Below are 24,728 nucleotides of genomic sequence, written 5' to 3'. Positions count from 1 at the left end.
AGCTACGGTTTTGCAGTAAATTTGCAGTAAGTTGCACGCTCGTGCAGCCATTCAGCAGCTAAGCCTTTGAAAAGGCTGGTGACCCCTACGGGACTCGAACCCGTGTTTTCGCCGTGAGAGGGCGACGTCCTAGACCGCTAGACGAAGGGGCCATTGCTTGGCGGAGGCGGCCAATTACGTTCCGGGGCCGGCGCCGTCAAGCGATGTTTTTACACTTTTCTCAGCCCGCCACCGGCAGGCGCAGGCTGCCGTCCGGCTCGTACGCGACTTCGCTGTACGCCGTCACCGCGTCGAGCGGCAGCGGGCCGTAGATGTGGGGGAAGAGCTGGCCGCCGCGCGAGGGTTCCCAGCGCACCGCGTCGCCCAGTGCGGCCAGATCCACCGCAGCGAGCCACAGATCCGCTTGGCCCGCGAAATGCTTCTCCAGCGTCTCCTGCGCCTGCTCGGCGGTGGAGAGGTGGATATAGCCGTCAGCCAAGTCGATCGGCGCGCCCAGGAAGACACGTTCGTGCTCGAGCGTGTCCATCTGGTCCTGCGTCAGGATTTTGTAGGCGGTGAGGGGCATGTCGACCATGGCTCAGGCCTCGCCGCCGTCGGCCAGGTCTTCGCCGGGAACGGCGTCCGGAGTCGCTTCGCCTGCCACGGCGCCGTCGCCCAGGTTCATCTCGGCCTCGTCCTCGCTCTCCTCGATGCGTGCCGCCGAGACGACATGCTCGTTCTGCGCGACGTTGAAAAGCCGCACGCCCGCCGAGTTCCGGCCGATCACGCGCAGGTCGCCCAGCGACATGCGGATCATCTTGGCCTGATCGGTGACGAGCATCAGCTGATGGCCCTTGGTTGCGGGGAAGCTCGCCACCACCGGCCCGTTGCGGGCGATGTTGTCGATGTTGGTGATGCCCTGGCCGCCACGACCCGTACGGCGATATTCATAGGCCGAGCTGAGCTTGCCATAGCCGTTGGCGCAGACGGTGAGGATGAACTGTTCGCGCTCCTTCATCTCCTCGAAACGATCGGCGGGCAGGTCGCATTCGCCCTCACGCTCGCCCTTCCAGGGCGCGAAGCGCAGGTACGAATCGCGCTCTTCCTGGCTGGCGCCCGAGCGGTGCAGGATCGAGAGCGACATCACTTGGTCGCCATCGGCCAGCCGCATGCCGCGCACGCCGGTGGAGGCGCGGCTCTGGAAGGCGCGGACGTCCTCGCCCGGGAAGCGGATCGCCTTGCCGGCGCGGGTCGCCAGCAGCACGTCGTCGCCCTCGTTGAGCAGGGCGACGCCGATCAGGCGATCGTCCTCGTCCTCGCCTTCGAACTTCATCGCGATCTTGCCGTTCGAGGGCACGTTGGTGAACAGGTCCATGCTGTTCCGGCGCACATTGCCCTTGGCGGTGGCGAACATCACGTGGAGGTTCGCCCACTCGTCCTCGTCCTCCGGCAGCGGAAGCACGGTGGAGATGGTCTCGCCATTGGCGAGCGGCAGCAGGTTGATCATCGGCCGACCGCGGGTGGCGGGGCCGCCCTCGGGCAGGCGCCAGACCTTCATGCGATAGACGCGGCCGAGGGTGGAGAAGAACAGCACCGGCGTGTGCGTCGAGGTGACGAACAGCTCGGTGATCGCGTCCTCGTCCTTGGTCGCCATGCCGGCGCGGCCCTTGCCGCCGCGCGCCTGGGCGCGGAAGGCATCGAGCGGGGTGCGCTTGATATAGCCCTGCACGGTCACGGTCACGACCATGTCCTCGCGCTCGATCAGGTCCTCGTCGTCGATGCCGTCGGCGGCAGCGGCGATCTCGGTCTTGCGCGGGGTGGCATAGGTGTCGCGGATCAGCACCAGCTCGCCGCGCAGCACTTCATACAACTTCGCACGATTGCCGAGGATCTCGAGCAGTTCGGCGATCGAATCGGCGAGTTCCTTGAGCTCGTCGCCGATCTCGTCGCGGCCGAGCGCGGTGAGGCGGTGGAGGCGCAGGTCGAGGATCGCGCGGACCTGGGTGTCGGACAGGCGATAGCTGTCGCCGGTCACCTCGGTGTCCACCGCCTCGACGAGGCGGATATAGGGTGCGATCTCGGCGATCGGCCATTCGCGGGCGAGCAGTGCTTCGCGCGCGGCCGCCGGGCTGGACGAACTGCGGATGATCTTCACCATCTCGTCGAGGTTGCTGACCGCGATCACCAGGCCGAGCAAGATGTGCGCACGGTCGCGCGCCTTGGCCAGCTCGAACTTCGAGCGGCGGGTGATGACCTCCTCGCGGAACTTGACGAAGGCCTCGATGATGTCGCGCAGGTTGAGCAGTTCCGGGCGGCCGCCGCGGATCGCGAGCATGTTGGCCGGGAAGCTCGATTGCGCCGGCGTGTTCCGCCAGATCTGGTTGAGCACCACCTCGGGCGTCGCGTCGCGGCGCAGGTCGATGACGATGCGCACGCCCTCGCGCGAGCTTTCGTCGCGAATGTCGGAGACGCCTTCGATCCGCTTTTCCTTGGCGGCCTCGGCGATCTTCTCGACCAGCGCGTTCTTGCCCTGCTGGTAGGGGATTTCGGTGAGCACGATCGAGCGGCGCTCGCCGCGCTGTTCGAACTCGTGGCGCGAGCGCACCAGGATCGAACCGCGGCCGGTCTGATAGGCCGAGCGGCAGCCCGAGCGGCCGAGGATCACGGCGCCGGTCGGAAAGTCGGGGCCCGGCACCAGCTCCATCAGCTCTTCGAGCGTGACCGCGCCGTTATCGATATAGGCGAGGCAGGCGTTGATCACTTCGCCGAGATTGTGCGGCGGAATGTTGGTCGCCATGCCGACGGCGATGCCGCCCGCGCCGTTGACCAGCAGGTTCGGGAAGCGGGCAGGGAGGACCGACGGCTCGCTTTCCGAGCCGTCATAGTTCGGCACGAAGTCGACCGTGTCCTTCTCGATATCGTCGAGCAGCGCCGTCGCCACGCGGGCGAGGCGCGCTTCGGTGTAGCGCATCGCGGCGGGCGGATCGGGGTCCATCGAGCCGAAATTGCCTTGGCCATCGATTAGCGGCACGCGCATCGCCCAGTCCTGCGCCATGCGGGCCATCGCGTCGTAGATCGAGCTGTCGCCGTGCGGGTGATATTTACCCATCACGTCACCGACCAGGCGGGCGGACTTGCGGTAGGGCCGTCCGGCGACATAGCCGCCTTCCTGGGCGGCATAGAGGATGCGGCGGTGGACGGGCTTCAGGCCGTCGCGAACGTCAGGCAGGGCGCGCGCCACGATCACGCTCATCGCGTAATCGAGGTACGAGGTCTTCATCTCGTCGACGATCGAGATCGGGGTAATGTCGGAAGGGTCGGCGAGCAGGGTCTCGTCGGTCAATGCAACAGACTTTCGGGTTTTTGTTACGCTGCGATGGCTCTAGCCGTCCGCATGCCTCCTGCCAACCCCGCGCCCGCGCGTACGTGCGCGCGTGGGGAGCATGGGAGCCAAGTCGGGGGCTAAACGTTTCCGCACCGCAATGGCGCTTATTCAATCGTGGTTCAGCGTGCTTCTCGCACGGCAAGCGCGCTTGAATGGTGTACAGGGCGCCTTTAGAGGATGACGTGACGCCGCCTGGCCGACGAGGAGAGTTTCACATGAAGGTTGTTTCGAAGCTTGCGCTGACTGCCATGCTTGCGCTGGGTTCCACCGCGCTGGTGTCGACGCCGGCGCTGGCCCAGAAGGACAAGAAGGGCGCCGCCGCGAAGGAAGATCCCAACGCGCTGAAGGTGGGCGATGCCTTCCGCAAGGCCGCCCAGCCGGCGATGGACGCCGTGCAGGCCAAGAACTGGGCCGCCGCCGCCCCGGCGCTCGATGCGCTGGACCAGGTCGCCCAGAACGACGACGAGAAATATTACGCCGCCTATCTGCGCACCCGCGTGCAGATCGGCCAGAACGACATGGCCGGCCTGACCAAGACGCTGCCGATCCTGATCGCCAGCCCGCGCACGCCGGCGAACGAGCTGCCGATCTACAAGCGCCAATATTACACGATTGTCGGCAACCAGGCGCTGAACGAGAAGAAGTATCCGGAAGCGATCGACAACCTGACCAAGGCGCGCGAAGCCGGCAACAACGACTTCGACATCTCGATCGCGCTCGCCAACGCCTATGCGGCGACCGGCAAGCCGAACGAGTCCGTCGCCGAAGTCGATCGCGCGATCCAGGCAGTGAAGGCCACCGGCCAGAAGCCGCCGGTTGCCTGGTACCAGTTCGCGATCCCGCGCGTCTATGCCACCGGCAACCGCGCTGCGACGGCGGAGTGGATGAAGAAGATGATTGCCGACTATCCGACCAAGCAGAACTGGCGCTGGGGCGTGCTGGTGATGCGCGGCAGCGCGGACCAGTCGGGCGGCCGTCTCACCTCGGCGCAGCGCATCGATCTCTATCGCCTGCTCCGCACCACCAAGGTGCTGGCCGACCAGAACGACTATCTCGACTATGCCGAATCGGTGAACGCCGTCGGTCTTCCCTGGGAAGCCGTGGCGGTGATCGACGAGGGCCGTGCCGCAGGCAAGCTCCCGGCCGGCAACGCCGAAATTACTCGCGTGTACACCTCGGCGCAGACCAAGTCGAAGTCGGAAGGCTCGCTCACCCCGCTGATCAAGCAGTCGCAGGCGGCTGCCAACGGCAAGATGGCGGCGCAGACCGGCGACGCCTTCCTGGCCTCGGGCGACTATGCCAAGGCCGTCGAGCTGTACGACATGGCGCTGCAGAAGGGCGGCGTCGCCACCGACGACGTCAACCTGCACCGCGGCATCGCGCTGTACAATCTCGGCCGCAAGGACGAGGCGCGTACCGGCTTCGGCCAGGTGAAGGCTGCCCCGGCGGTCGACCTCGCCGCGCTGTGGATGGTGGCACTGGACTTGCCGGCGCTCTCCTGATCGCGTCGGCAGCTGCCAAAAGGAAAGGGGCGGTCCTTTGGGACCGCCCCTTTTTTGTCCTTCAGACGTCGCTGGATCGACAGGTCAGCCCTTGAACTCCGGCACCGGCACGCCGGGCAGCGCCTTGGCGGTGCGGATGGTGAGCGACGTCTTGACGTGCTCGACATTGGGGGCAGTGGTCAGCCGCGTCGTAAGGATGGTCTGGAAGCTCTGCAGGTCGGGCGCGACGATCTTCAGGATGAAGTCGATCTCGCCGTTGAGCATGTGGCACTCGCGCACTTCGGGGATTTCGGCGACCAGCTGCTCGAAGGCGCGAAGATCGCTTTCGGCTTGACTTTTCAGGCTCACCATCGCGAAGACGGTGAGGTTATAGCCAAGCGCGCTCGGATCGAGCGCGGCATGGTATCCCTTGATCGCACCTTCCTGTTCCAGCGCGCGGACGCGGCGCAGGCAGGGCGGGGCGGTGAGCCCGACCCTTTCGGCAAGCTCGACATTGGTCATGCGGCCATTTTCCTGGAGTAATCCGAGGATCCGGACGTCGATCTCGTCGAATCGCATTTTTTTCTGGGGCTCCTGCGTGGGTTCGTTTCTTATCGCTGCTTCCTAGCATAATAAAATTACGCTTCAACGCAATTGTCCCACATTGCGACGTGCCGAAATGGACTGTTTCCTCCGCAGGTTGCATCGCGGTATGAGCACATGGTGAGTGATTGGACCTTGGGGGACGACGGCGTTGCCGCTGCGCTTTGACGATACGCTGGAGACGGTGCTGGCCGGTGACCTGCACTCGGCCACCGGCGCGCCGCTCGCGTGGCGCCAGCTGGTCGATCTGCTCGGCCGTGGTCGGGTGCCCGCCGAGCCCCGCGCGCTCGAGGCGCTCAATTCGATCCGCGACACGGTGCCGCTGACCGTGCGTGCCGCGAGCGCGCGCGCGCTGGAAGGCGCCCGGCCGCCGGCCGATCTGATACGGCTGCTCGCGATCGACGAACTCAGCGTGGCGGTGCCCGTCCTGCGCGAGGCGAGCATGTCCGAGCAGGAATGGATCGCGCTGCTGCCGGCGCTGGCGCCCGGTGCGCGACATGTCCTGCGCAACCGCCGCGACCTGCCGCCGGGCGTCATGCGCGCACTCGAAAGCTTTGGTCCCGTCGACTTCGTGCTGGCGGACCAGAGCGCGGATACCCGGCGCGCGCCGGAGGACGCCGAACCCGAGGGCCTCTTTGCCGTCGCGGATCTGGTCGCGCGCATCGAGGCCTATCACCGCGATCGCGACGCGGCCAAGGCGGCGGTCGCCGGCAGCGAGCGGGCCCGCAATTTCCGCTTCGAGACCGACGCGGCGGGCGTGGTGCGATGGGTGGAAGGCGTCAGCCGTCCGCCGGTGATCGGCCTGTCGCTCGACCTGCAGGGGCTGGCCCGCGGCAGCCGGCTCGACGGCGTCGCGGCGGGGGCCTTTCGGCGGCGTGCCGGCTTCACCAATGCCCGGCTGACGATCGAGGGCGAATCGGATGCGGCGGGGGACTGGCTGCTCTCGGCGCTGCCGGCGTTCGAACCGATCACCGGCCGCTTCACCGGTTATCGCGGCACCGCGCGGCGCCCGCGCGCCGACGAAAGGGCCGAGCCCGTCCGTGCGCCGCTGGAAGCCGATGCGCTCCGCCAGATCGTCCACGAACTGCGTACGCCGACCAATGCGATCGCCGGCTTTGCCGAGATGATCGAGACCCAGATGCTGGGCCCGGTGCCCGAGCCCTACCGCGATCGCGCTGCGGTGATCCGCGCCCAGGCGCGCGAATTGCTCGGCGCCATCGATGATCTCGATCTCGCCGCGCGGATCGAGAGCGCGGCGCTGTCGCTGGGCGAGGGGCGGGTGCCGCTGCGCCCGATGCTCGCCGCCATCGTCGCCGATCTGGGCGAGTTGCTGGCGCTGCGCGGCTCGGCGATCCTGCTGCCCGAGGAGGACATGGCCGTCTCGGGCGATCGCCGCGCGGTCGAGCGTCTGCTGGCGCGGCTGCTGGCGACTTTGGTGTCTGCCACGACGCAGGGCGAGCGGCTGCAGCTCCGCTTCGCGCAGGACGGCGAGCAGCATGTCGCGATAATGATCGCGCGGCCGCGCGCGCTCGGCCATTATCCGGGCGAAGCCGTGCTCGGCATCGACGACGAGCAGGACGAGGATGGCACGCTGCTCGGCACCGGCTTCGCCTTGCGACTGGCGCGCAACCTGGCGCGGGAGCTGGGCGGCGGTCTGATGATTGCTCCCGACCTGCTTACCCTTCGTCTCCCTGCTGCGACGCGTGCTGCTCGTGAGCAGGCGCAGCAGAGCTGAACCGCGGCGTTCGCGCAGCTTGGGCTTGCAGCCGGGTGCGGGGCTCCGCTAGGGCGGACGGACGCTGGGGGGCCTGTAGCTCAATGGTTAGAGCTGGCCGCTCATAACGGCTAGGTTGCGGGTTCGAGTCCTGCCGGGCCCACCAGCAGCCCGCGTAACGTGTTGTAATTGCACGTTATTTGCGGAATTTTTGTCTAACCCAAGGGTGAGGGTTAGACAAATCGGCGGTCACTCTTTGACCGAATACAGCCCATCGATCTGGTGAATCGCGCCCTCGGCAAGCGCCTGCTGGTTGGCCGCCTCGGTATAGGTCCGCACCTGGCTGGAGCTTTTCCACCCGCCGACAGACATGATCTGTTCGTCGGTGAGTCGGCTTTCGGCCATGCGCCGCGCGATCGCCTTGCGCAGGCCGTGCGCCGTGCATTTCGGCAAACCGGCTTCGTCGCACCACTCGCGCATTTTGTTGCCGAAGCCGTCCTTCGTGTACGGCTTGCCGAATTCGGTCACCAGATAGGTGGCGATGCCGACGCTGGGCATGGCATCGATCGCGCGGCGCAGATCCGACGCGACCGGCATCCAGATCTCGCCGCCGGTCTTCGCCGCCTGATAGTTGATCCTCCCGTTGACGATGTGCTTCGGCCCAAACATGCGCGCGTCGCCGCGGCGCTGGCCGGTCCATAGGATGATCTCCAGCGCCAGCCGGGCCTTGGTGCCCAGCTTGTGCTTCGCCTGGTAGGTGGCGATGTCTTCCTCGGTCCAGGTGTAGAACCCCTGCAGGCGTTCCTTCCCGACCTTCTCCGCGTCGGCGACCGGGTTCGAGCTGATCCACTCCAGCTTCTTCGCGTAGGCGAACAGCCGCAGCAGCTCCTTGCGCAGCTTCACGGCCGCGACCTGGCCGCCGATGGTGCGGCCGTTTTCCAGCTTCTTCTTCTCCGTCCGCGTCATCAGGATCGCTTCGATGTGCTCGAACCGGAAGTCGGTGACGCGATCGTTGCCGAACTCTTCGCGGAAGCTCTCGATCAGCCACCGCCGGCGGACGCGCGTTTCTGGCGTGCCCTTCGCCGCGAAGTCGGCGGAACGATAGTAGCGCGTGCAGAGATCGTGGACGCTGCCCGGCGCGTGGCGGGTTTCCATTTGCGTCGGCGCGCCTGCCAGCAGCGCCTTGTATTCCGCCTCAAAGCCGGGCTGATCGGGCAGGGTCTTCATGTAGACCGGGGCAAAGCCGGTCTTCCGGAAGCGCGCGCGCAGCTTGCCGTGCCGATCGGGGGCAACCGTGACGTTCTTGTAGCGCGTCTTCATCGGCCCTTCAGCAGCCTATCGAGAGGGTTGGGCGTAGCCTCGACGATCGTCATCGGATCGTCGCTGGCATCGATCACCATATTGCCGTTCACGTCAATGCCGACTCGCACGCGCGCAAAGCCGGCCTCGCGCGCGCCGGACAGGGCGCGCTTGATGTCCGTCTTGGTGAAGCGGGCGGGGGCAGTCATCGCGTGTCGAGTCCCAGGCGGTGGCGGTGAATCATGTATTCGGCCCATTCCATGCGGCCGGCGGCGCGATCTTCGTCGCGATATTCCTGGATCAATGCCCGGTGGCGGCTGCTGGCCTTGCGGCCGATCTCGCGTTCCTCGGGCTTGCCGCGCGAACCATCGCGCGTGACTCGGGCGACGATCGAGAAGGGTGTCAGCACGCGGCCGCGAGCGGTCGCCCGGTTGTTCCAATCGGCATTGTGCTGGCTGCTGCAGAAGAGCTGGTTGGCACGGTTCGGCTCGAACACCTTGCGGCACTCGGGGCACTCGCGCGGCGGCCACCCGCCCGCCTGTTGCCCAGGCATGCGATTGCTGACGCGCTGAGAGCACGCTTGTAACAAGGGTGGGGCGGGCGGCTTAGGCATCGCCCTGCGCGTCCGCGGGGAACATACTTCGCACCTCTGCGGGAATCAGCGGCAGAAGGATGTCGATATGCTCTTGGCACATCTTCCGCTGGGCGGGGCCTGGGGCCGCACTCCGCATGCCGCGAAGCGCCACCAGCGTGAACATGCACGCTGCCGCAAGCCGCTGGTTCTCCGGGAACGTCTCCACTGCGGCCAAGATCTTGGCGCGGCTCTCGGAGTCTGCTCCGGTTTCATAGCGTGCGGGGCGAACAGCAGTGCGGATGGCCGGAACGTTGGTCATTCTGCCCTCCGACGAACAGTCTTTGCGTCCTTCCGATCGGCCCCCTCGCAAAGCACGGTCCAAGGCGGAATTCTGCCACGAGCATCATAGATGTGCAGGCCGGGCTGGGCGGCCTCAAGGAATAGGCGCTCGCCTTTCCCCTCCACCGTAACCCACGCCTCATGCACCCAGACCGATTCGCCAACCCAATCGTCGGGAGCTTTCCAGTAGCCGCGATTGAACAGGATGGTCCCATCACGCCGCACCGTCCGCACCCCGCCGAGCGTGTAACCGTCGGGTGCTTTGATGTCGTTCTCGCGCTTCATGCTTCCGTCCCAACGTGTTTCGCTAAGGTCGCGAGGTTGGCGAGCGAGCGGATCTCGCCCATGCGGAGGTACAGCGGGAAGACCTTGTCGTCGGGGATGCGATCGTCTTTGATGCCGCTCGGCATGACGGCCTTCACCGCGTCTGCCAGCGCCTCCCGCGCGGCATCGCCGTTGCTATCATCGGTTGGGGTAAGAGCGTCCCCGTAACTGCTTAGAAACTCGCCATCCCACCAGATTACGCCGATGCCGCCGCATTCTCGACAACCGCCGCCGGGCTGGCATTGAAACCGCGCATCGTAAGGATAATCCTTGGTCGAGACGCACCCCTCGCAAGATTCCTGACATCCGCTGCACGCAGTCCAGCAACCGCCATCCTCTTCAATCACCTCGGCGATCCGGGCCTTTTCCCGTTCCGTGTCTCCGGTGGCCGCAGCGGCCGATTGCAGCCGGTGCCGCGCCAGCATCTGCAGCGCGCCGTCGGTCGATGGCAGGGTATCGGCCTGCACGCGGGCATATTCGACGGTGTGGCCGGCGGAGATCAGGCCTCCGAACAGCGCTTCGCGGTCGACGGTATCGATCATCACCGGCTGGAACGGGTTCGGCACAACCGTGCCCTTGGTTGCCATCGGCATTAGAACAGTCCTTCCTGCTTCGACTGGGGCTTGGTGACGGCGGCGCGGGGGACCGGCGCCGCCGTCTGTCGCGTGGGTGCGCGCTCCGCGCTGCGGGTCACATGGCGGCCTCCCTCGGTTGAAACGGCATCTTCTCCGCTCGGGCGCGGCCAGCGGCGGCGCGCCTCTTGATTGACGGAGTACAGGAACAGGATGTGCGGACGATCGGCGCCGGGCCACCACGGGAAGTGGTGGTCGATCAGCGCCTGGACGCGGGCGAGCTGCTCCGCGTTCACTTCGTCCGGCGCACGGGCGGCGCGCTGGGTGAGCATGTCGCGGATGCCCGCGAGATCCTGGCGGATCTCCGCATGGCTGGCCTGCAGCTCGGGCTCGGGCTGGTGATCGACGATCGCGCGCCACATGGCGGCGAGGGCGCCGGAGACGCGCGCCCGATCGGCCGCCGGGGCGGCTCGCTCGGTGTCGCCTTTCTCCGCCAGCTGGTCGGCATGGCGCTGGCGCGCGGCGTGGATGCGCCCGGCCTCTGCCGCGAGTGCAGGCCAGTCGCGAGCGACGTAGTCGGTGCGGTTCATGCTGCCAGCCTCATTTCGGGAGCGGCCGGTGGGTTCGCAGCGACCAGAGCGCGGGCGACAGGTGGGCAAACGCTGTTGCCGATGGCGCTGATCTGCTGGGCGATCGGTAAGCGGCCGAACTTCATCTTGCCGCCCTTGGTCCGATACAAGCATTCCGGATCGAGGACGTACGTCTCCGGGAAGCCTTGGGCGCGCGCCAGCTCGCGTGGCTTCAGCATCCGCAGGCCGATGTCGACGATTACATAGGTCCGCGCGTCGATCGTCACCGTGACAACGGCGAAGCGTGCCTTGGTGGTGATCGTGTCGAGCGGTCGATCGACCGGCTGGATCTGCGCGGCCTCCGACTCGCCGTCGGTGCCGTAGTATTTGACCAGGAACGCGGCGACGCGGGTGGCGCGTTCCAGCTGCTCTGGCGGCAGCGCATCGGCCTCCACCATCACCGTCTCGACGACGCGCTGGTTCGCACCCTTCCCGAGGATCGTGGAGAGCGGTTTCCGAGCATCCCGGCCGATCGCGCCGGTGTTCGCCTGCTCCAAGTGAGCGGCGATGACGGAATGATGGTTGCCGCCGGCAGTGGCGGTCTTCAGCGGCTTCTGCGGATCAGCGCGGCCACCGTTCGTATTGCTGGTGTAGAAGCTGGACAGGAAGGCGCTGACGACGCCGAGCGGCACCGCACCGGCTGGGCGGGCTGGTTCCCCATTCGCCGTGATGGTCGGCAGTGGGTCGTTCGCTGCGGCGCCGACAGACCCGGTGCGGAACTTGGTGACATGCGGTGCGAGTTGCACGTCGACCAGCGAGAACTCGCCGCCGTTGGCCGTGGTAATGGTCGGGAGCGGCTTCGACACGGCATTGGTGCGCGGGCTGCTCTGGGTATGCGTCACCGGGACGATGAACGGCTCGGCCGCATTCACGACATAGCGCATGACGCCCGCGGCAATGCGGCGCTTCGTTGCGTCCGCGAGATCCTTCTGTCGATCGAAGATCGAGGGGCAGCGAATGGACCAGTCGATGCACTCGGCGGCGGTGCGATACGGCAGCAGTCGACCGCTGCGGACACCCGCCGAACCTGGCGAGCCGTGGGTGGGCTTCGGCCACACGATCGGCATGCCGTCGCGGCGCATGATCATGTAGAGGCGGTTGCGGGTGGTTGGGGCGCCGAAGTCGCAAGCCGGGATCATCTTCCACGCGACGCAATAGCCTAGCGCGCGGATGGCCCGGACGAACCGCTTGAACTCGCGGCCTTCCTGGCCGGGGATCGGGCGGCCTTCTTCGTCGAGCGGCGCCGCGTACTGGAATTCCTCGACGTTCTCTAGGAAGGCGACACTTGGCTGAACGTCGCGCATCCATGCCACGACTTCCCAGCATAGTGCGCGGATGCTCCGGTCCTTGACCGGGCCGCCCTTGGCGCGGCTGAATTCCTTGCAGTCGGGCGAGAACCAGGCGCCGGATACCGGCCGCATGCGGGTGGCGTGCAGCGGCCACAGCGACTTGATGTCCTGGCAGAAGTGTTCCGTTTGCGGGTGGTTCGCTTTGTGGATCGCGATCGCGGTAGGGCTGTGGTTCACCGCGATATCGACCGGGCGCCCGATAGCCTGCTCGATCCCCGTGCTGGCACCGCCGCCGCCGGCAAAGCCGTCGATGAACAGGCCAGACCAGGCGAGGCTGGCAGCAATGAAACCGGTGCGCGGCGTCAATTTGCTTCACCATCGTCGAGTAGCGCGTCGACCAGGTCGTCGTCGGCCACGGTCGCCAGAAGTAGCCGGATCAGGGCATTGACGGACAGGCTTCGCCTTGCCGCATGCGGACGCAGGGCGCGCAGCACGTCATTGTCGGCGCACACGGTGTGCTGTTTCGCAGTTGAGGGCGCGGCTTGTCGGATCGGCCGTTCGGTTCCACGCTTCCGGGCTGCGCTCGCTTCGAGAGCCGAGACTGACTTAACGTCGATCCCGATCTTCCGCGCGATCTGCGCTGCTGTCATCCCCTCGGTGCGCAGATGCTCGATCGCCGCCGTGCGGGTGGGGAAGCCCAAAGTTGGCTTCGGACTGCTCATATCCAATCCTCCAGGTAGCGGGCGAGGGCGCCGAGCAGCTGGCCGCGCATATCGTCGAGGGGTTCGCCGCTGGCGACGCTGGCCTCGATCGCCAGCTTCGTGGCGTCGGCCAGCTTCTCGATTGCTTCCTGATCGAACGGCGTGTGGACGTTCAGCGGGCCTTCGGTGGCGGCGAGCATGATGTCGGCAAGCGCCGTGGCGGCCTGGGATGCGGCCGCCAACGCAAGGCGACGGAAGTCGGGGGTGTCTGCAACGTCCGTCATTCTGCGGCCTCCAGATCGGACCGGTCGCCCTGCTGGGCGGCGATGCGGGAATAGGTGCGGGCGGCCTTGGCGGCCGGGCCGTTGGCCTCGGTCGGTCGGACGGGGCCGAGGGCCTTCAGGATGTGTTCGCTGGCGATCTTCGCCATGCGCGTCAGGCGGCGGCGGCGCGCGCCGAGGTAGCCCTTGCGAAGGATCTGCGGCACCAGCGCCCAGCAATCCGCGCAGAGCAGGTGGCGCAGCTCGCGCGCGCCGCTGCAGCCCCTGCGCTTGCAGGTGTAGCGGCGGGCGGTCACTGCGCGGGGCTCCAGGCGATGGCGAGCAGGATCATCCCGCCCACTGAGAGCGCCAGCATGGCCAGCATGGCGAAGCCGAGCGCGCGGCTGCTGCCGCTGGCCTCGGGCGCGAAGCGGCGATCGTCACGGCGCATCAGAACGGCGTCCCGGCGATGCCGAGCATGACGATCATGCCAACGATGATCCCCGCGAGCAGGGGCAGGGAAACCGGGTGTTCGTCCGCCAGATCAGCAGCGCGGCGGGGGAGCGATGGCGCGAACGGTTCGCGCGCATCAGCTTCTAGGTGGACGCGGGTCCATCGGGGATCGGGCATTGTCGCCTCCATGTCTGATGGCGGCGATCAATGAGGTAGATAAAACTAACAGTCAACAGAAATGTTAGACAAAACTACCAGTGCAAGCGACACCACCCGGTTCTAGGCTGAGCGTCAAGGGGCTAGAGGGGGTAAAGATGGCGGCGTACTGCTCGGACTGCGGAGAAAAGCTGCCGGAGGGCGCAAGGTTCTGCAGCCACTGTGGTGTTCCGGTTTCTGCGCTTGTGCCGTCCGGCGCCGCGGTCGGCGAGGCTGGGCTGGTGCCGGAGGAGGTGGATGCACCGTCGGCCGAAGCCGATCAGGTGGCGCCCACGGTCCCCGATCGTGAGCCTGAGCGCGATACGCTGACGCCGATCATGTTTGGAGGCGTCGGCATTGTGATGGTGGGTTTGCTGATCGCGGCGCTTGGTTCGAGCATATCGGCCAATCAGAATGAGATCGCGAATAGCCAAGACATTCTCGCGGTGGATGCAGCGGCACCCATCGAGAATGCCGCAGACTCGGCTGCTGCCGCCTCGCCGGCTCGGGCTTGGCAGTATTCGTCCAGTGAGGACAACATCAGCGGGAAGCAGATCCTTACCGCGAGTGTCCAAAGCAGCAACGAGATACAGCAGGGCTTTCCCTATGGTGAAAGCGGCCTGACTGCCACGATCCGGCGGCACCCTCGTTGGGGTCGCGACGTGTACTTCACCCTTGGAAGCGGCCAGTTGGTGTGCGGCGTGATGGATAGTTGCTACGCCCTCGTCCGCTTCGACGATGGTCCTGCGCGCCGTGTGAGCCTTGCCGAGCCTTCCGACCATAGCTCCGGCACCCTCTTTGCGTCGGGCTCGTTGGCGGCGTCGATGCTGAAGGCGAAGAAGATGGTGGTGGAGATCGAGGTGTACCAAGCGGGGCGGCCGCAGTTCTCGTTCGATACGGCGGGCTTGGATGCAAAGAGAGCTGGGCTCTAATTAAGTGTCTGGTTCAAGATGGGTGGGGGGGACATATGCAGCAGGAACAATTTACCTGGGTAATCAAGGTAAGCGATCTTGCTATCATCATAGCTACGCTCGTTGGTCCTATCCTGGCGGTGCAGGCTCAAAAGTGGCTCGAACGTAATAGGGCTATAAAGGACCGCCAGAACTATGTTTTTCGCGTGCTGATGGCTACGAGAGCGGCGAGGTTGTCATCGGCACACGTCGAGGCGTTGAATAGCGTGCCCGTGGATTTCTACGGCAGAAGCAAGAAGTTGAAGGCAATCAGAGATGATTGGCAAATCTACCTCGCGTCTCTTGAAAACAAGGGTGCTGGAGGCGAAGCGGCAGCAGCTATTGCGCTGGCGAGACAGGGGTGTTTTCTCGATTTGCTTCAAAAAATGTCGTCGTATCTGGGTTACGACTTCAATAGGGCTGAATTGGAAAATGGCCTATACTATCCAGAAGGGCATGCGGCCATTGAGAGCGATCAAGAGCTAATTCGAAGGGGTGTCGCTGCAATCATAAAGGGCGAAATCGCGATACCGATGGCGGTAAAAGAGTTCCCTGCCACTATGGACGACGCAACCATCGCTAACCAACAAGCCCTCGCGAAACTGCTAATGGAGTGGCTTGACGGGCAACGGGCGGTGAGAATCGAGCAGTGATCTTGAATTGCGCTACTAGTAGCGAGCGCCCTTGACCTTGTGCATCGCCGCCACGCGGGCAATCTCGACCCGGAACATGGTGGGTGGATTGTACTGCCGCAGTTCGACGTATTCTGAACTGCGGCGTACTAATTCCTTGACCAGCACCATCTTTACGCCCTGGTCCTGGTCGGTGCCGCCGCGCAGCTGGACGATCACCGTGTCGCCAATGCCCACACCCTCGCGCGGGCTGACCCATACTTCGTGACCAGGCTTCAGCGCCGGCACCATCGATTCACCAACGATCCGCAGCGCGTAGGCCTGCGGGTCTTTCGCGAGGAAATCCGGGCGGCTGACATAGTCGAGGACCTGACCGTAATAGAGTTCGGTCAGTTCGATATGCTCTTCCACAGAGCCGAAATCGCCTCCGATGGCGCTGCCCACTAGCGGCACCGGCGGGAGAGGTTCGTCGCCGAATATGGCCATCCGGGTATCGCGCGAGCCGCGGGCGATGCCGACCACTTCGGAAAGAACGAATTCGCTATCAGTCTGCTTTGCATGCTCCAACGACCGTTCGTAATCGGCCCGCGTTGCCGAGATGGCGGACAGCAGGGCGTCCACAACGTCCTGGCTCGGGTTGCCGTGCTTCTCCAGCCCGTTGAAATAATTCCGCGCCAAGCCCGCGTCGGTTGCCCATCGGCCAAGCGCGAGGCCGTCCGGCTTCAGCGCCATGAGCGCGCGGTAGACTGGGGGTTTCGGTTCGGCCATCGTGTTAGGCGTATCGAACAACGCCAATGAGACGGCAACGCTAGTTTGATCTAACATTGTCGCTTGACTGTTAGATACAAATACCGCATCCGATGCGGCCATGCATGTTCCGACCCATGAAGAGGTGCTTCGCACCATCGATGCGTTCCTGGAGCGCCACCCGAAGATCGGAGAGTCGCGTTTCGGTCGCGACGCAACAGGCGAGCCTGGGCTGCTCGGCCGTCTGCGCGCCGGCTCCACGCCCACGCTGAAAGTGCTGAACCGCATCAAGTCGTACATGGACGATAGGGACGCGACGCTTGGTGTGGGTGGGGCTGACCATGGCGCCCGTGATACTTCGCAGGCGCAGCATGCGTCATCCGGAACCGAAACGAATATTTCCGCGCCGTCGGGCGCACTGAGTTCTGTAGTCGGCCTCCCGGGCTCAGCTACGACTGCAGCCGAAGGGGAGGGGGCATGCTCCCTCCCCGGAGGGCTCGCCGCATGAAGCCCGAGCGCCTCGCGCTGAAGCGCGCCTTTGCCGACACGATAAAGGGCGTCGGCGGCCTGGAAGCGGCGGCGGAGTTCTGCCGCGTCGGCAAGTCCGTGCTGGGCGATGCGCAGAACCCGAATTGCCCGGATCGCTGGCCGCCGCTGGATGTCATCGCCGATCTGGAGCCGCTCGCCCGCGATCGCGACGGCTGGCCGCACGTCACCCGCGCGCTCTGCCGGGAAATGGGCGGCTCCTTCGTGCCGCACCCTGCGGGCGTGGCGGCGGGCGGCGACCTGATGCTGCGCGCGGGCGAGCTAGTGAAGGAAGCGTCCGATGTCGTGACCTCGCTGGCCCGCGCGCTCGCCGACAAGAAATTCGACACGAAGGAGCGCCGCGAGGTGCGCGCCGAGATCAATCAACTCGTCGAGCTGGCCGTCGGCATGGCCGCGCTGGTCGACGCATCGGGAGAACAGAATTGACCCTCATGCATCTGGCGGCCGTCGTGCCCAGCCGCGGCGCCCACAAGCTGGCGTGGATCATCGGCACCTCCGGCGATCCGGTCGACGATATCGAGCGGTTCGGCCAGGCCGTGGGCGGCGTGGCGATGTTCGATCGCGTGCTGTCCGGTGAGGTGGTGCCTTGCGCCGTCATGGCCGCCGAGATCCAGCTGTGGAGCATGGGCCTGATCCAGCGCCAGGACTGGCGCCGCCCGGCCTATCGCTGGTGGGGCGATCGTCCCATCGGGTGGTTCAACCCTCGGGTTCCCGCTGCGGCCTGATCATGGCGGGGGGGATCAACACCAATTCAGTTACCGGCGCGCGGCCCTCGGGTCGCACTGAAGACGCGCGCCCTGGCGAGCCGAGCCGTTTCCCCACCCCCCCGGCGGCTCGGCTCGCCTCAACCGATCAACGAGACGCCCATGCTTGATGCTGCCGGCATCACCGAATGGGTGCGCAATGCAAAGGCGGGCGACATGGCCGTATACGCGCGGGGCGAGACGATTTCACGGCCGGTGGCCGAGTTGGCCCGCCGCTTCCACGAACAGGGTCTGGTGGATCTGACGCGGCGCCGCGATGGCGGCGGCTGGCAGTTCCTGATCCAGCGCCGATCGGCGACGTACCGCGCGGGCCGTCAGGTGCGGCGGGTGCATCCGCGCTCCAGCGCCGAAAACGCGATCCTGCGCATGATCCGCGACGCGATCCGGCTGAAGCAGCCGTGCCCGACCAATGCCGAGTTCGCCGAGGGCGCGGGACTGAGCGGCGCGATCGCCGCCAGCTACCGCCTGCGCAAGCTGGTGCGCGACGGGAAGGTGGAGCTGGTCGACCATGGTCCGTTCGAGAGGCGCGTGGCGGTGCTGGTTGGCACCGACAAGCGCACGGTGCGGGCGCCGCTCTGATGGCGGACCAGGTCGATGATGCGAGCGAGATCGAGCAGGCGCACATCGACCGTGCGCTGGCCGAGGTGCGCCGGGAGCCCTTCGAAGCTTGGGTGTCCGGCAAATGCGAAGAATGCGGTGACGAGACGCTGAGGCTGGTGGAGGGCAAATGCGCGCCCTGCCGCGAGCCTTGGCCGCCCCTGCCGCGTCGATACTGAGCGGAGGAAACCCCATGATCGAGATTGAAACGCGCAAGTTCGTGGCGGCGATGGAAATCGCCGGATCGGTGGTGCAGCGGGGGACGAGCATCGAAGTGCTTCGCCAACTGCGGCTGCATGCCAATGGCCTGCTCTCGATCAGCGCGACGGATCTGGACATGGGGTGCGAGGTTCGGCTGCCGTATAGCGGCGCACCGGCCAGCCCCTTTCTGCTGCCGGAGCCCGCGCGGATCCGCAAGGCGGTGGCGCATTCCGGCGGCGATTCGGTGCGCGTGGTGCCCGGCGAGGATGGTGCCGTCTCGGTAGAGGCGGGGCCGCTCGCGCTTGCCGCCAAGGGTGTGCCCGCCGGGGACTTCCCGACGCATGGGCTGGAGGCGCTTGCGCGGGAGGATCTGCGGTGCGTGCTGGGCTCGGCGGAAATCGCGGCGATCGGGCGGGTGGCGCGGGCAATGTCTGCCGAGGAAACCCGCTATTACCTGAACGGTATCTTCCTGCATGCGCTGGACGATTGGACGGTACGGGCGGTTGCGACGGACGGCCACCGGCTGTTCTGGGCGAACCTGAAGATTCCCGGCGCGATGATGGCGCGGGACCGCTTCACGGGCGTTATCCTGCCGCGCGGCCTGATCAACCTGGTGCTGCGCCGGTTCAAGCGCGCCGAGGAAGTCGCGCTGGTGGTGGGTGTGCCGCTGCCCTTCAACGCGGTGGAGGTTGCCGAGGGCACCGCGCCGGCCAGGGGGATCAACCCGCGCGTGGCGCTGGCGGCGAACCTGGGCGACCTGCTGGTTTCGTTCCGCAGTAAGACGATCGACGGCACCTTCCCCGATTACACGCGGGTGATCCCGGAAGCGCACGAATACCGGGTGGTACTGGATATCGCGACGCTGCGACGGGCCTTGCTCTCGCTAGTAGCCAGCAGCGCGGCCAAGCGGCCCGACGTGACGATCCGCCACGAAGGTGGGGAATTACGCTGCTCGATCGCTACCGATTGGGGCGGCAAGGACAGCCGCGCGTGCGCAAGCGTGGTGATGCTGGAATGCCTGGGGCTGCCCGAAGGCTATCAGATCGCCTTCAATGGCCGGTATCTGCTCGACTGCCTCAATTCCTGCCGCGGCGCGCGGGCGATCTTCGGCCTGAATGGCGGGATGGCCCCGGCCTCGATCGCGGGGGACGAGGATGCGGGCGATTTCGGCATGGTCGTGATGCCGGTGCGCACCTGATCGGGAGAGCGGGGCGGACACCCTGTGCCCTTGCGCCCCGCTGGGCGGCGTCTCCCAAAGCCCGGCACCCCAACCAGAACAGCCCGAACCCTACGGGAGGAATCCGTGTCGCCACCTTCTGCCAGCCTTGCCGATCTGGATGCCATCCGGCGCCGGCACTCGCTTTCGGGCCTGATTGGCAAGAAGGTGAAGCTGCGGCGCAGCTCGGGCGGGTTCAAGGGGCTTTGCCCCTTCCACAAAGAGCGGACGCCCAGCTTCCATGTGAGCGACGCGAGCGGCACCTATCATTGCTATGGCTGCGGCGCGCATGGCGACCTGTTCCGCTGGGTGCAGGATTCGGAAGGCGTCGATTTCAAGGAAGCAGTCCGCCGGCTGAGCGACGGCGATCCGATCCAGGCCGATGCGGCGCTCCCGCAGCGCGCCGGGCCGCTGCGGGAGGATTCGGGGGTCGTAGCTTCGGTGGAGGTGGCGCGGTGGCTGTGGCGCACCTCGCTGCCGGCGCTGGGCTCGATCGTGGAGCGCTACCTGGTGGCGCGGGGGTTGGAACTTGGCGGCATCCGGCAGTTCCGCATGCTCTCCGCGCTGCGCTTTCATCCTCGGGCGGCGGTGGTGCCGTGGCGCGTCGGCGCGGCCGAGGGCGACGTGCGCAAGCGGGCGCCTGCGATGTTGGGCCTGATCGTGGATCGCGACGGCGAGCCGATGGGGGTGCATGCCACCTATCTGCGGCAGGACGGCAGCGACAAGATAGAGCGCAAGATGTGGGGCGGGCTGCAGCGCGGCGCGGTGTGGCTGCAGGGGTGCCCCGGTGACATGCCCGGCGGGCGGATCGCGGTGGGCGAAGGCATCGAAACGGTTTGGAGCTGGGTGCAGCGCAACCAGTGGGACGGCGCCGCCGCCGCGGCGCTGAGCCTGGACAATCTGCAGGGCGGCATCGTGCGCAAGGATGGCGTGTGGCCCCTGTGGAACATCCGCGCCGAGCTGGGCCGTCCGCCGTTCCTGATCCAGGGCGCGGCCGAGGCGGTGGTGCTGGTGGACGCGGACATGAAGCCGCTGGCTGATCAGAAGCTGCAGTATCGCCGCGGCGCCAAGTGGGTGCGCGGGACTATCGAGCAGGCCGAGCGCGCGCAGATCTGCGCGACGGCGGCGGTGCAGCACTGGCGGCATGCCGGCGCCGGCCTGGTGCGCGCCGAACGCCCGCCGATGGGGATGGATTTCAACGACATGGTGAGGGCTGCGCAATGACGTACCTGCGCAAGGAAGTGATCGGGCGGGCGACGCTGTACCTGGGGGATGCGCGCGAGATTGTGCCTACGCTTGGCTTGGTGTCCGACATCATGATGGACCCGCCCTATGAGGCGATCATGCACGAGAGCAAATCGGGCATGAAAGGGCTAGTGCGGCCCGATGGCTCGCATCATTGGAAGCCGCTAGACTTCGACCCGATCGACGCAATCCGCGACGAAGTGGTTTCGTGGGGCGCCCAGTGCGAGGGTTGGTTCATCGCCTTCTGCACGTCGGAAGGCGTGGCGCGGTGGGCGGATGCGATCAACGCCAGCCCGATGAAGTACAAGCGGGCCTGTGTCTGGATCAAGCCGGACTCGACGCCGCAGATGAACGGGCAAGGGCCTGCGCAGGGCGCTGAGCATTTCGTTTGTGCCTGGGCGGGCAAGGGGCACGCCCGATGGAATGCTGGCGGCAAGCGTGGGGTCTACACGCATTTAGTGAATGGTCCAGAGCGCACCGGGGCGCATCCGACTGAAAAGCCGCGTCGCCTTATGAGCGAGCTGGTTGCAGACTTTACGCAACCCGGAGCGACCATCCTGGACCCGTTCATGGGTAGTGGAACGACAGGCGTCGCCGCTGTTATGGCAGGGCGCAGCTTCATCGGGATTGATTTGAACCCGACCTATTTCGCCCTCGCCTGCAAGCGCATCGAGGATGCCCAGCGGCAGTATGGCCTGTTCGAAGGTGTCGCGGCATGAGCGGGGACCGGCTGCGGCTGTTCGTAGAGCGCATCGAACGGCTGATCGAGGAACGCGCCGGCATCAGCGACGATATCCGCGACGTGTACGCCGAGGCCAAGGCCGAAGGCTATGACACCAAGACGATCCGGCAGGTGATCGCGCGGCGGGCAATGGAGCCTCACCACCGCGCCGAGGCTGAAGAGCTGCTCGCCACCTATGAGGCGGCGCTAGGGATGGAGGATGCCGAGGCGCGGGAGGCGATCACCGCGCTGCGCCCAGATGCCGCTGCGCTCGCGCTTGACCTGCTGACTGCGGAAATCGTCGCGCTGGAGGATAGCAACCAGGCGTCGGCGCTGGTGGAGCATGTTCTGTTCCTGCTGGATCTGCGCGCCGAAATCGCGCTGCTGCGGGCGCAGGAATCGGCGCGGAAGAAGCTCGCCAAAGAGGAGGGTTTCGACGCCAAGCAACTCGCCCTTGTGGTTCGCTGGTTCGAGAAGGTGGCGAAGCATGGCGAGGAAGCCATGCGCGCCGGGGAAGCCACGTTCGGGCTCTACCGTGGCACGGTCGAAGTGCACCAAGCGCAGACCAGCATGACGACAGAGCGCGATCGCGCGCTTTTCGAGAAGTTCGCCGGTGAAGATCGGCAGCAACAGAAACAATCGGCCCGCCGCAAGCGCGTCAGCTCCGCGCTGATGCTCGCGCGCGCCGTGAATATCGACGGGAAGGGAAAGCGCCATGGCGGCTAAGACGGGGTTTGAAGTGCAGGTAGTAGATCCATGGGCGCTGGCGTGGAAGGAATTGAACGATCAGGGGAATGCTGACCGGCTTGTCGCGCATGCGCAGGGCCTGCTGATCTATGTCCGAAGCTGGGGGTGGTTGGCCTATGAAGACGGGCATTGGTCGCGCGACGACGGGGAGCGGCTTGCCCGGCTGAAGGCCATGGACGTGGCGCGCGGCATTCGCGCGGAGATGGAGGAGCTGGAGGCGCGCTTGGACCGTCGGCCGCTGCCGGACGGCATGACCGAGGAGTTCCTGGAAGGGCGGATCGAGGCGCTTTCGAAGCACGCGACCAAGTCCGGTGACAGCTCCCGCACCAAGGCGATGTTGGAGCAGGCGGCCAATCTGGACGTGCTGAACCGCCGCGAGGAAGAATTCGACGCAGATCCGCTGGCGCTGAACGCCCGCAACTGCACGTTGCGCTTCCGGCAAGGCTCGGACGGGTGGGAGGTGCACGATGCGCCCCACGACCCGGTTGACCTGCTGACGCGCCAGTGCGCGGCCGAGTGGCGGCCCGACGCGAAGAACGACATGTGGCTGAAGCACATGGAGACCGTGCTGCCGGACAAGGAAGTGCGGTGGTTTTTCCAGAAGCTGATCGGATACTGCGCCACCGGCCTGAACGTCGAGCAGATCTTCGTCATCCTGCAGGGTAAGGGCGGTGACGGCAAATCCACCGCAATGAACGCGATCCGCATCGTCCTGGGCAGCTACGGCGTGTCGGGTAAGGTGCAGACCTTCCTTGACGGGCCCGACACCGATGCCGGCGGCGCGACGCCCGAGCTGGTGCGGTTCGTGGGCGACACGCGACTGATCTCGATCCAAGAGCCCAAGCGCGGCAAGGCCATGGCGGAAGAGCGGGTGAAGCAGTTCACGGGCGGATCTCCGGTGCCTTACCGCCCGCTATACGGCGCGGAGAGCGAGTTCGAGCCCCGCGGCAAGGTGGTGATGGAGGCGAACAAGCGTCCCCGCATCAGCGGCGACGACGACGGGATCTGGCGGCGCATCATCATCATGCTGTGGCGGCACCAGTTCAAAGGCGGCGCGATCGTGAAAGGGATGCACGAACGCATCCTGAAAGACGATCCTGGCGGCGCCTCGGGCGTGCTGAACTGGATCATTGCCGGAGTCATCGGATACCTCAACGATGGCTTGGAACAGCCGCCCGAGGTGGTCGACGCGATCGAGGAGTATCGGCGCTCCGCCAACCCTTTCTCCGAATGGGCCCACGCGAAGCTCGACATGAGCGACCCGCTGGCGCGTGAGCTGTCGGCCGACCTGTACACTTCGTACAAAGAATGGTGCGAGGCGGAGGGGTTGAGCGACAACGAGGTGATGAATTCCACCCGTTTCGGGCGCGCTCTGGGCGATCTCCAGATCATCATGTGCGGCAAGGACAGCAAGGGCAAGAAGCTGCGCCGTGGCGCTCGCCTGCGCCGCACGAATGACCTTCCGGCGGGCAGTTCCGAGCCCATTGGCGACGGCGGTGACGAGGGCGAGCCGCTCTAACAACGGACAGTTCACGGACAGTTGGCCCATACTGTCCGTGATTTTCGGGGGCGCGGCGCGGGTTGGAACGCGGGCCGAGTGTGCTAGGAGGGATAAGTCGATGCAAGCATTACTCAAACCGTCCGTCTGTCCGTTAACTGTCCGTAGCTGAGGGCGGCAGAAAAGCGTGAGTTACGGACAGTACAGACAGTACGGACTGTTTAGTTCCTAAGCTCTCCATATGTGCGCCCATGCATGCGCGATATCCCTGCATCCGTCTGTCTGTCCGTTCCTAAAAATCAAAGAGGGTAATATGCTTTCTTCTACTTTCTCCAACGCAGCAAAGGCACGGAACGGCGAGCTTGGCGGCGACCTGGGCTGGACGTTCGAGGCGGTGCAAGAGCGGTTGGTGGAGGCGTGGGCCTTCCTCGCCCGCTTGCCGGATCGCGAGGCGGGGTGGCTTCGGGTGCAGGCCACATGGCCCGACGTGCGCCGACATCACGCATTCGGTGACTACGGCGACATGGATGTGGACGCTCGCCCTCGGCTCCCTGGCCTCTCGTCTGACGAGGTGGGGCGGATGGAGGAAGCGCTGAGTTGGTTGCAGCATGTGCCCGAGCGCGACCGCAAGCTGGTGGGTTTGGCGCTGGCCCAGCTGCAGCGCATCGCACGGCCAGAGTGGGTGTGGATTGCGCGACGGTTGGGCAGCGTGGCGGAGCCCGACGCCTACCGCATGCGCTATGGCCGCGCGATCACCCGCATCTGTCGCGCGCTGAACACCGCAGAAAACCGAGGGTAGAGGCGCGCAAGGGGTAGAATGTGATGTCGAGCAAATATCAGTTGTTCGCCTGGAGCCCCATTCCGGCTATCCAGCTGATAGCCTTGGGGCATTCGCATGCGGGGCAGGGGCGGCGTCGCCTCGACCGACAGGCGGCATACCTGCAGGGGCGCGCAGCATCGACCGGATTTCCCCCGATGGCGCAACATTCTTTCAACGCGATGCCTGAAAGCAGCGAAGCGGCGCAACATCGGTGCGCGGCACGCGCGGTCGGGCGGCGGGGGGTGGG

The 24,728-nt window shown here is 65.9% G+C and carries 32 protein-coding genes, 2 tRNA genes and 1 pseudogene; 17 read left to right on the top strand and 18 right to left on the bottom strand.

Annotated elements, in window-relative coordinates; translation table 11 throughout:
* Positions 1-76 precede the first annotated feature (76 nt).
* The 3 genes from CA234_RS20785 to gyrA form a co-directional block, all read right to left on the bottom strand.
* A tRNA-Glu gene (locus CA234_RS20785) sits at positions 77-152 on the bottom strand.
* A gap of 68 nt (positions 153-220) precedes the next feature.
* The gene (locus CA234_RS20780) at positions 221-574 is read right to left on the bottom strand and encodes a DUF952 domain-containing protein (protein ID WP_126002643.1); all 354 of its coding nucleotides are present in this window, start codon (positions 572-574) and stop codon (positions 221-223) included.
* A gap of 3 nt (positions 575-577) precedes the next feature.
* On the bottom strand, positions 578-3,322 hold the full coding sequence (gene gyrA, locus CA234_RS20775; protein ID WP_126002642.1) for a DNA gyrase subunit A: 2,745 nt from the start codon (positions 3,320-3,322) through the stop codon (positions 578-580).
* Positions 3,323-3,579: 257 nt separating this feature from the next.
* On the opposite strand from gyrA, the gene CA234_RS20770 reads away from it, so the two are divergent.
* The gene (locus CA234_RS20770) at positions 3,580-4,866 is read left to right on the top strand and encodes a tetratricopeptide repeat protein (RefSeq protein WP_125978131.1); all 1,287 of its coding nucleotides are present in this window, start codon (positions 3,580-3,582) and stop codon (positions 4,864-4,866) included.
* Between the two features lie 84 nt (positions 4,867-4,950).
* On the opposite strand, the gene CA234_RS20765 is transcribed toward CA234_RS20770, so the two are convergent.
* Positions 4,951-5,424 (bottom strand): Lrp/AsnC family transcriptional regulator, encoded by a 474-nt coding sequence (locus tag CA234_RS20765; protein ID WP_093295502.1) that lies wholly within the window; start codon positions 5,422-5,424, stop codon positions 4,951-4,953.
* Positions 5,425-5,599: 175 nt separating this feature from the next.
* Between CA234_RS20765 and CA234_RS20760 the strand changes: the two genes are divergently transcribed.
* Together CA234_RS20760 and CA234_RS20755 are read left to right on the top strand one after the other, a co-directional pair.
* On the top strand, positions 5,600-7,183 hold the full coding sequence (locus CA234_RS20760; protein WP_125978129.1) for a histidine kinase dimerization/phospho-acceptor domain-containing protein: 1,584 nt from the start codon (positions 5,600-5,602) through the stop codon (positions 7,181-7,183).
* 69 nt (positions 7,184-7,252) lie between these two features.
* Positions 7,253-7,328, top strand: a tRNA-Ile gene (locus CA234_RS20755).
* An 83-nt stretch (positions 7,329-7,411) separates the two neighbouring features.
* Here the strand turns inward: CA234_RS20755 and CA234_RS20750 are convergent.
* Genes CA234_RS20750 through CA234_RS20695 form a run of 13 tightly spaced genes read right to left on the bottom strand, consistent with a single transcriptional unit; the run spans position 7,412 to position 13,779 of the window.
* A complete protein-coding gene (locus CA234_RS20750) occupies positions 7,412-8,482 on the bottom strand; it encodes a site-specific integrase (protein ID WP_125977278.1) in 1,071 nt (356 codons plus the stop codon).
* Positions 8,479-8,670, bottom strand: coding sequence for a hypothetical protein (locus CA234_RS20745; protein ID WP_125977277.1), 192 nt, complete (start codon positions 8,668-8,670; stop codon positions 8,479-8,481). Before CA234_RS20745 ends, CA234_RS20750 begins: the two co-directional genes overlap by 4 nt.
* A complete protein-coding gene (locus CA234_RS20740) occupies positions 8,667-9,014 on the bottom strand; it encodes a hypothetical protein (protein ID WP_125977276.1) in 348 nt (115 codons plus the stop codon). The genes CA234_RS20745 and CA234_RS20740 overlap by 4 nt, the downstream gene beginning before the upstream one ends.
* 52 nt (positions 9,015-9,066) lie before the next feature.
* On the bottom strand, positions 9,067-9,354 hold the full coding sequence (locus CA234_RS20735) for a hypothetical protein (protein WP_125977275.1): 288 nt from the start codon (positions 9,352-9,354) through the stop codon (positions 9,067-9,069).
* On the bottom strand, positions 9,351-9,659 hold the full coding sequence (locus CA234_RS20730; protein WP_125977274.1) for a hypothetical protein: 309 nt from the start codon (positions 9,657-9,659) through the stop codon (positions 9,351-9,353). Before CA234_RS20730 ends, CA234_RS20735 begins: the two co-directional genes overlap by 4 nt.
* Positions 9,656-10,291 (bottom strand): hypothetical protein, encoded by a 636-nt coding sequence (locus CA234_RS20725; protein ID WP_125977273.1) that lies wholly within the window; start codon positions 10,289-10,291, stop codon positions 9,656-9,658. Before CA234_RS20725 ends, CA234_RS20730 begins: the two co-directional genes overlap by 4 nt.
* Positions 10,291-10,860 carry a hypothetical protein gene (locus tag CA234_RS20720; protein ID WP_126002641.1) on the bottom strand — a complete coding sequence of 190 codons (570 nt, stop codon included), beginning with the start codon at positions 10,858-10,860 and terminating at the stop codon, positions 10,291-10,293. Before CA234_RS20720 ends, CA234_RS20725 begins: the two co-directional genes overlap by 1 nt.
* A complete protein-coding gene (locus CA234_RS20715) occupies positions 10,857-12,554 on the bottom strand; it encodes a DNA cytosine methyltransferase (RefSeq protein ID WP_209092380.1) in 1,698 nt (565 codons plus the stop codon). Before CA234_RS20715 ends, CA234_RS20720 begins: the two co-directional genes overlap by 4 nt.
* Complete coding sequence (locus CA234_RS20710; protein WP_125977271.1) at positions 12,551-12,910, bottom strand: hypothetical protein; 360 nt, start codon at positions 12,908-12,910, stop codon at positions 12,551-12,553. Before CA234_RS20710 ends, CA234_RS20715 begins: the two co-directional genes overlap by 4 nt.
* Complete coding sequence (locus CA234_RS20705) at positions 12,907-13,173, bottom strand: hypothetical protein (protein WP_125977270.1); 267 nt, start codon at positions 13,171-13,173, stop codon at positions 12,907-12,909. Before CA234_RS20705 ends, CA234_RS20710 begins: the two co-directional genes overlap by 4 nt.
* Entirely contained in the window at positions 13,170-13,466 is a 297-nt protein-coding gene (locus CA234_RS20700) for a hypothetical protein (protein ID WP_125977269.1), read from the bottom strand. Before CA234_RS20700 ends, CA234_RS20705 begins: the two co-directional genes overlap by 4 nt.
* Positions 13,463-13,600, bottom strand: coding sequence for a hypothetical protein (locus CA234_RS24495; RefSeq protein ID WP_164521897.1), 138 nt, complete (start codon positions 13,598-13,600; stop codon positions 13,463-13,465). Before CA234_RS24495 ends, CA234_RS20700 begins: the two co-directional genes overlap by 4 nt.
* Positions 13,600-13,779, bottom strand: coding sequence for a hypothetical protein (locus tag CA234_RS20695; protein ID WP_125977268.1), 180 nt, complete (start codon positions 13,777-13,779; stop codon positions 13,600-13,602). The genes CA234_RS24495 and CA234_RS20695 overlap by 1 nt, the downstream gene beginning before the upstream one ends.
* Before the next feature lie 137 nt (positions 13,780-13,916).
* Here CA234_RS20695 and CA234_RS20690 point away from each other — a divergent pair, with 137 nt between their 5' ends.
* Positions 13,917-14,729 (top strand): zinc ribbon domain-containing protein, encoded by an 813-nt coding sequence (locus CA234_RS20690; protein ID WP_125977267.1) that lies wholly within the window; start codon positions 13,917-13,919, stop codon positions 14,727-14,729.
* 35 nt (positions 14,730-14,764) lie between these two features.
* Positions 14,765-15,400: a DUF6680 family protein gene (locus tag CA234_RS20685; protein WP_125977266.1), complete on the top strand. Its 636-nt coding sequence runs from the start codon at positions 14,765-14,767 to the stop codon at positions 15,398-15,400.
* Between the two features lie 15 nt (positions 15,401-15,415).
* Here CA234_RS20685 and CA234_RS20680 read toward each other — a convergent pair whose 3' ends face one another.
* On the bottom strand, positions 15,416-16,111 hold the full coding sequence (locus tag CA234_RS20680) for a S24 family peptidase (protein WP_164521896.1): 696 nt from the start codon (positions 16,109-16,111) through the stop codon (positions 15,416-15,418).
* 136 nt (positions 16,112-16,247) lie between these two features.
* Between CA234_RS20680 and CA234_RS24490 the strand changes: the two genes are divergently transcribed.
* The 12 genes and pseudogenes from CA234_RS24490 to CA234_RS24690 all read left to right on the top strand — a co-directional run.
* Complete coding sequence (locus CA234_RS24490; protein WP_164521895.1) at positions 16,248-16,634, top strand: hypothetical protein; 387 nt, start codon at positions 16,248-16,250, stop codon at positions 16,632-16,634.
* Positions 16,631-17,098 (top strand): phage regulatory CII family protein, encoded by a 468-nt coding sequence (locus CA234_RS20675; RefSeq protein ID WP_125977264.1) that lies wholly within the window; start codon positions 16,631-16,633, stop codon positions 17,096-17,098. The genes CA234_RS24490 and CA234_RS20675 overlap by 4 nt, the downstream gene beginning before the upstream one ends.
* Positions 17,095-17,397: a hypothetical protein gene (locus CA234_RS20670; protein WP_125977263.1), complete on the top strand. Its 303-nt coding sequence runs from the start codon at positions 17,095-17,097 to the stop codon at positions 17,395-17,397. Before CA234_RS20675 ends, CA234_RS20670 begins: the two co-directional genes overlap by 4 nt.
* Positions 17,398-17,538: 141 nt before the next feature.
* Positions 17,539-18,015 carry a hypothetical protein gene (locus tag CA234_RS20665; protein ID WP_125977262.1) on the top strand — a complete coding sequence of 159 codons (477 nt, stop codon included), beginning with the start codon at positions 17,539-17,541 and terminating at the stop codon, positions 18,013-18,015.
* Complete coding sequence (locus CA234_RS20660) at positions 18,015-18,212, top strand: conjugal transfer protein TraR (RefSeq protein WP_125977261.1); 198 nt, start codon at positions 18,015-18,017, stop codon at positions 18,210-18,212. The genes CA234_RS20665 and CA234_RS20660 overlap by 1 nt, the downstream gene beginning before the upstream one ends.
* Before the next feature lie 14 nt (positions 18,213-18,226).
* Positions 18,227-19,432, top strand: coding sequence for a hypothetical protein (locus CA234_RS20655; protein ID WP_164521894.1), 1,206 nt, complete (start codon positions 18,227-18,229; stop codon positions 19,430-19,432).
* A 105-nt stretch (positions 19,433-19,537) separates the two neighbouring features.
* Positions 19,538-20,674: a CHC2 zinc finger domain-containing protein gene (locus tag CA234_RS20650; RefSeq protein WP_164521893.1), complete on the top strand. Its 1,137-nt coding sequence runs from the start codon at positions 19,538-19,540 to the stop codon at positions 20,672-20,674.
* Positions 20,671-21,414 carry a site-specific DNA-methyltransferase gene (locus CA234_RS20645; protein ID WP_206431265.1) on the top strand — a complete coding sequence of 248 codons (744 nt, stop codon included), beginning with the start codon at positions 20,671-20,673 and terminating at the stop codon, positions 21,412-21,414. Before CA234_RS20650 ends, CA234_RS20645 begins: the two co-directional genes overlap by 4 nt.
* A pseudogene (locus CA234_RS25075) lies at positions 21,411-21,632 on the top strand (DUF2312 domain-containing protein); the annotation flags it as partial. The gene CA234_RS20645 and the pseudogene CA234_RS25075, both read left to right, overlap by 4 nt.
* A 499-nt stretch (positions 21,633-22,131) precedes the next feature.
* Complete coding sequence (locus CA234_RS20635) at positions 22,132-23,682, top strand: phage/plasmid primase, P4 family (RefSeq protein ID WP_125977257.1); 1,551 nt, start codon at positions 22,132-22,134, stop codon at positions 23,680-23,682.
* Between the two features lie 292 nt (positions 23,683-23,974).
* A complete protein-coding gene (locus CA234_RS20630; RefSeq protein WP_125977256.1) occupies positions 23,975-24,460 on the top strand; it encodes a DUF6362 family protein in 486 nt (161 codons plus the stop codon).
* A gap of 23 nt (positions 24,461-24,483) precedes the next feature.
* A partial coding sequence (locus CA234_RS24690) for a hypothetical protein (protein WP_206431264.1) occupies positions 24,484-24,728 on the top strand: 245 nt, incomplete at its 3' end.

Origin of the sequence: Sphingomonas sp. ABOLE, assembly GCF_003950455.1 — a bacterium.
Taxonomy (GTDB): Bacteria; Pseudomonadota; Alphaproteobacteria; order Sphingomonadales; family Sphingomonadaceae; genus Sphingomonas; species Sphingomonas trueperi.
This window is presented reverse-complemented; position numbering and strand designations above follow the sequence as displayed.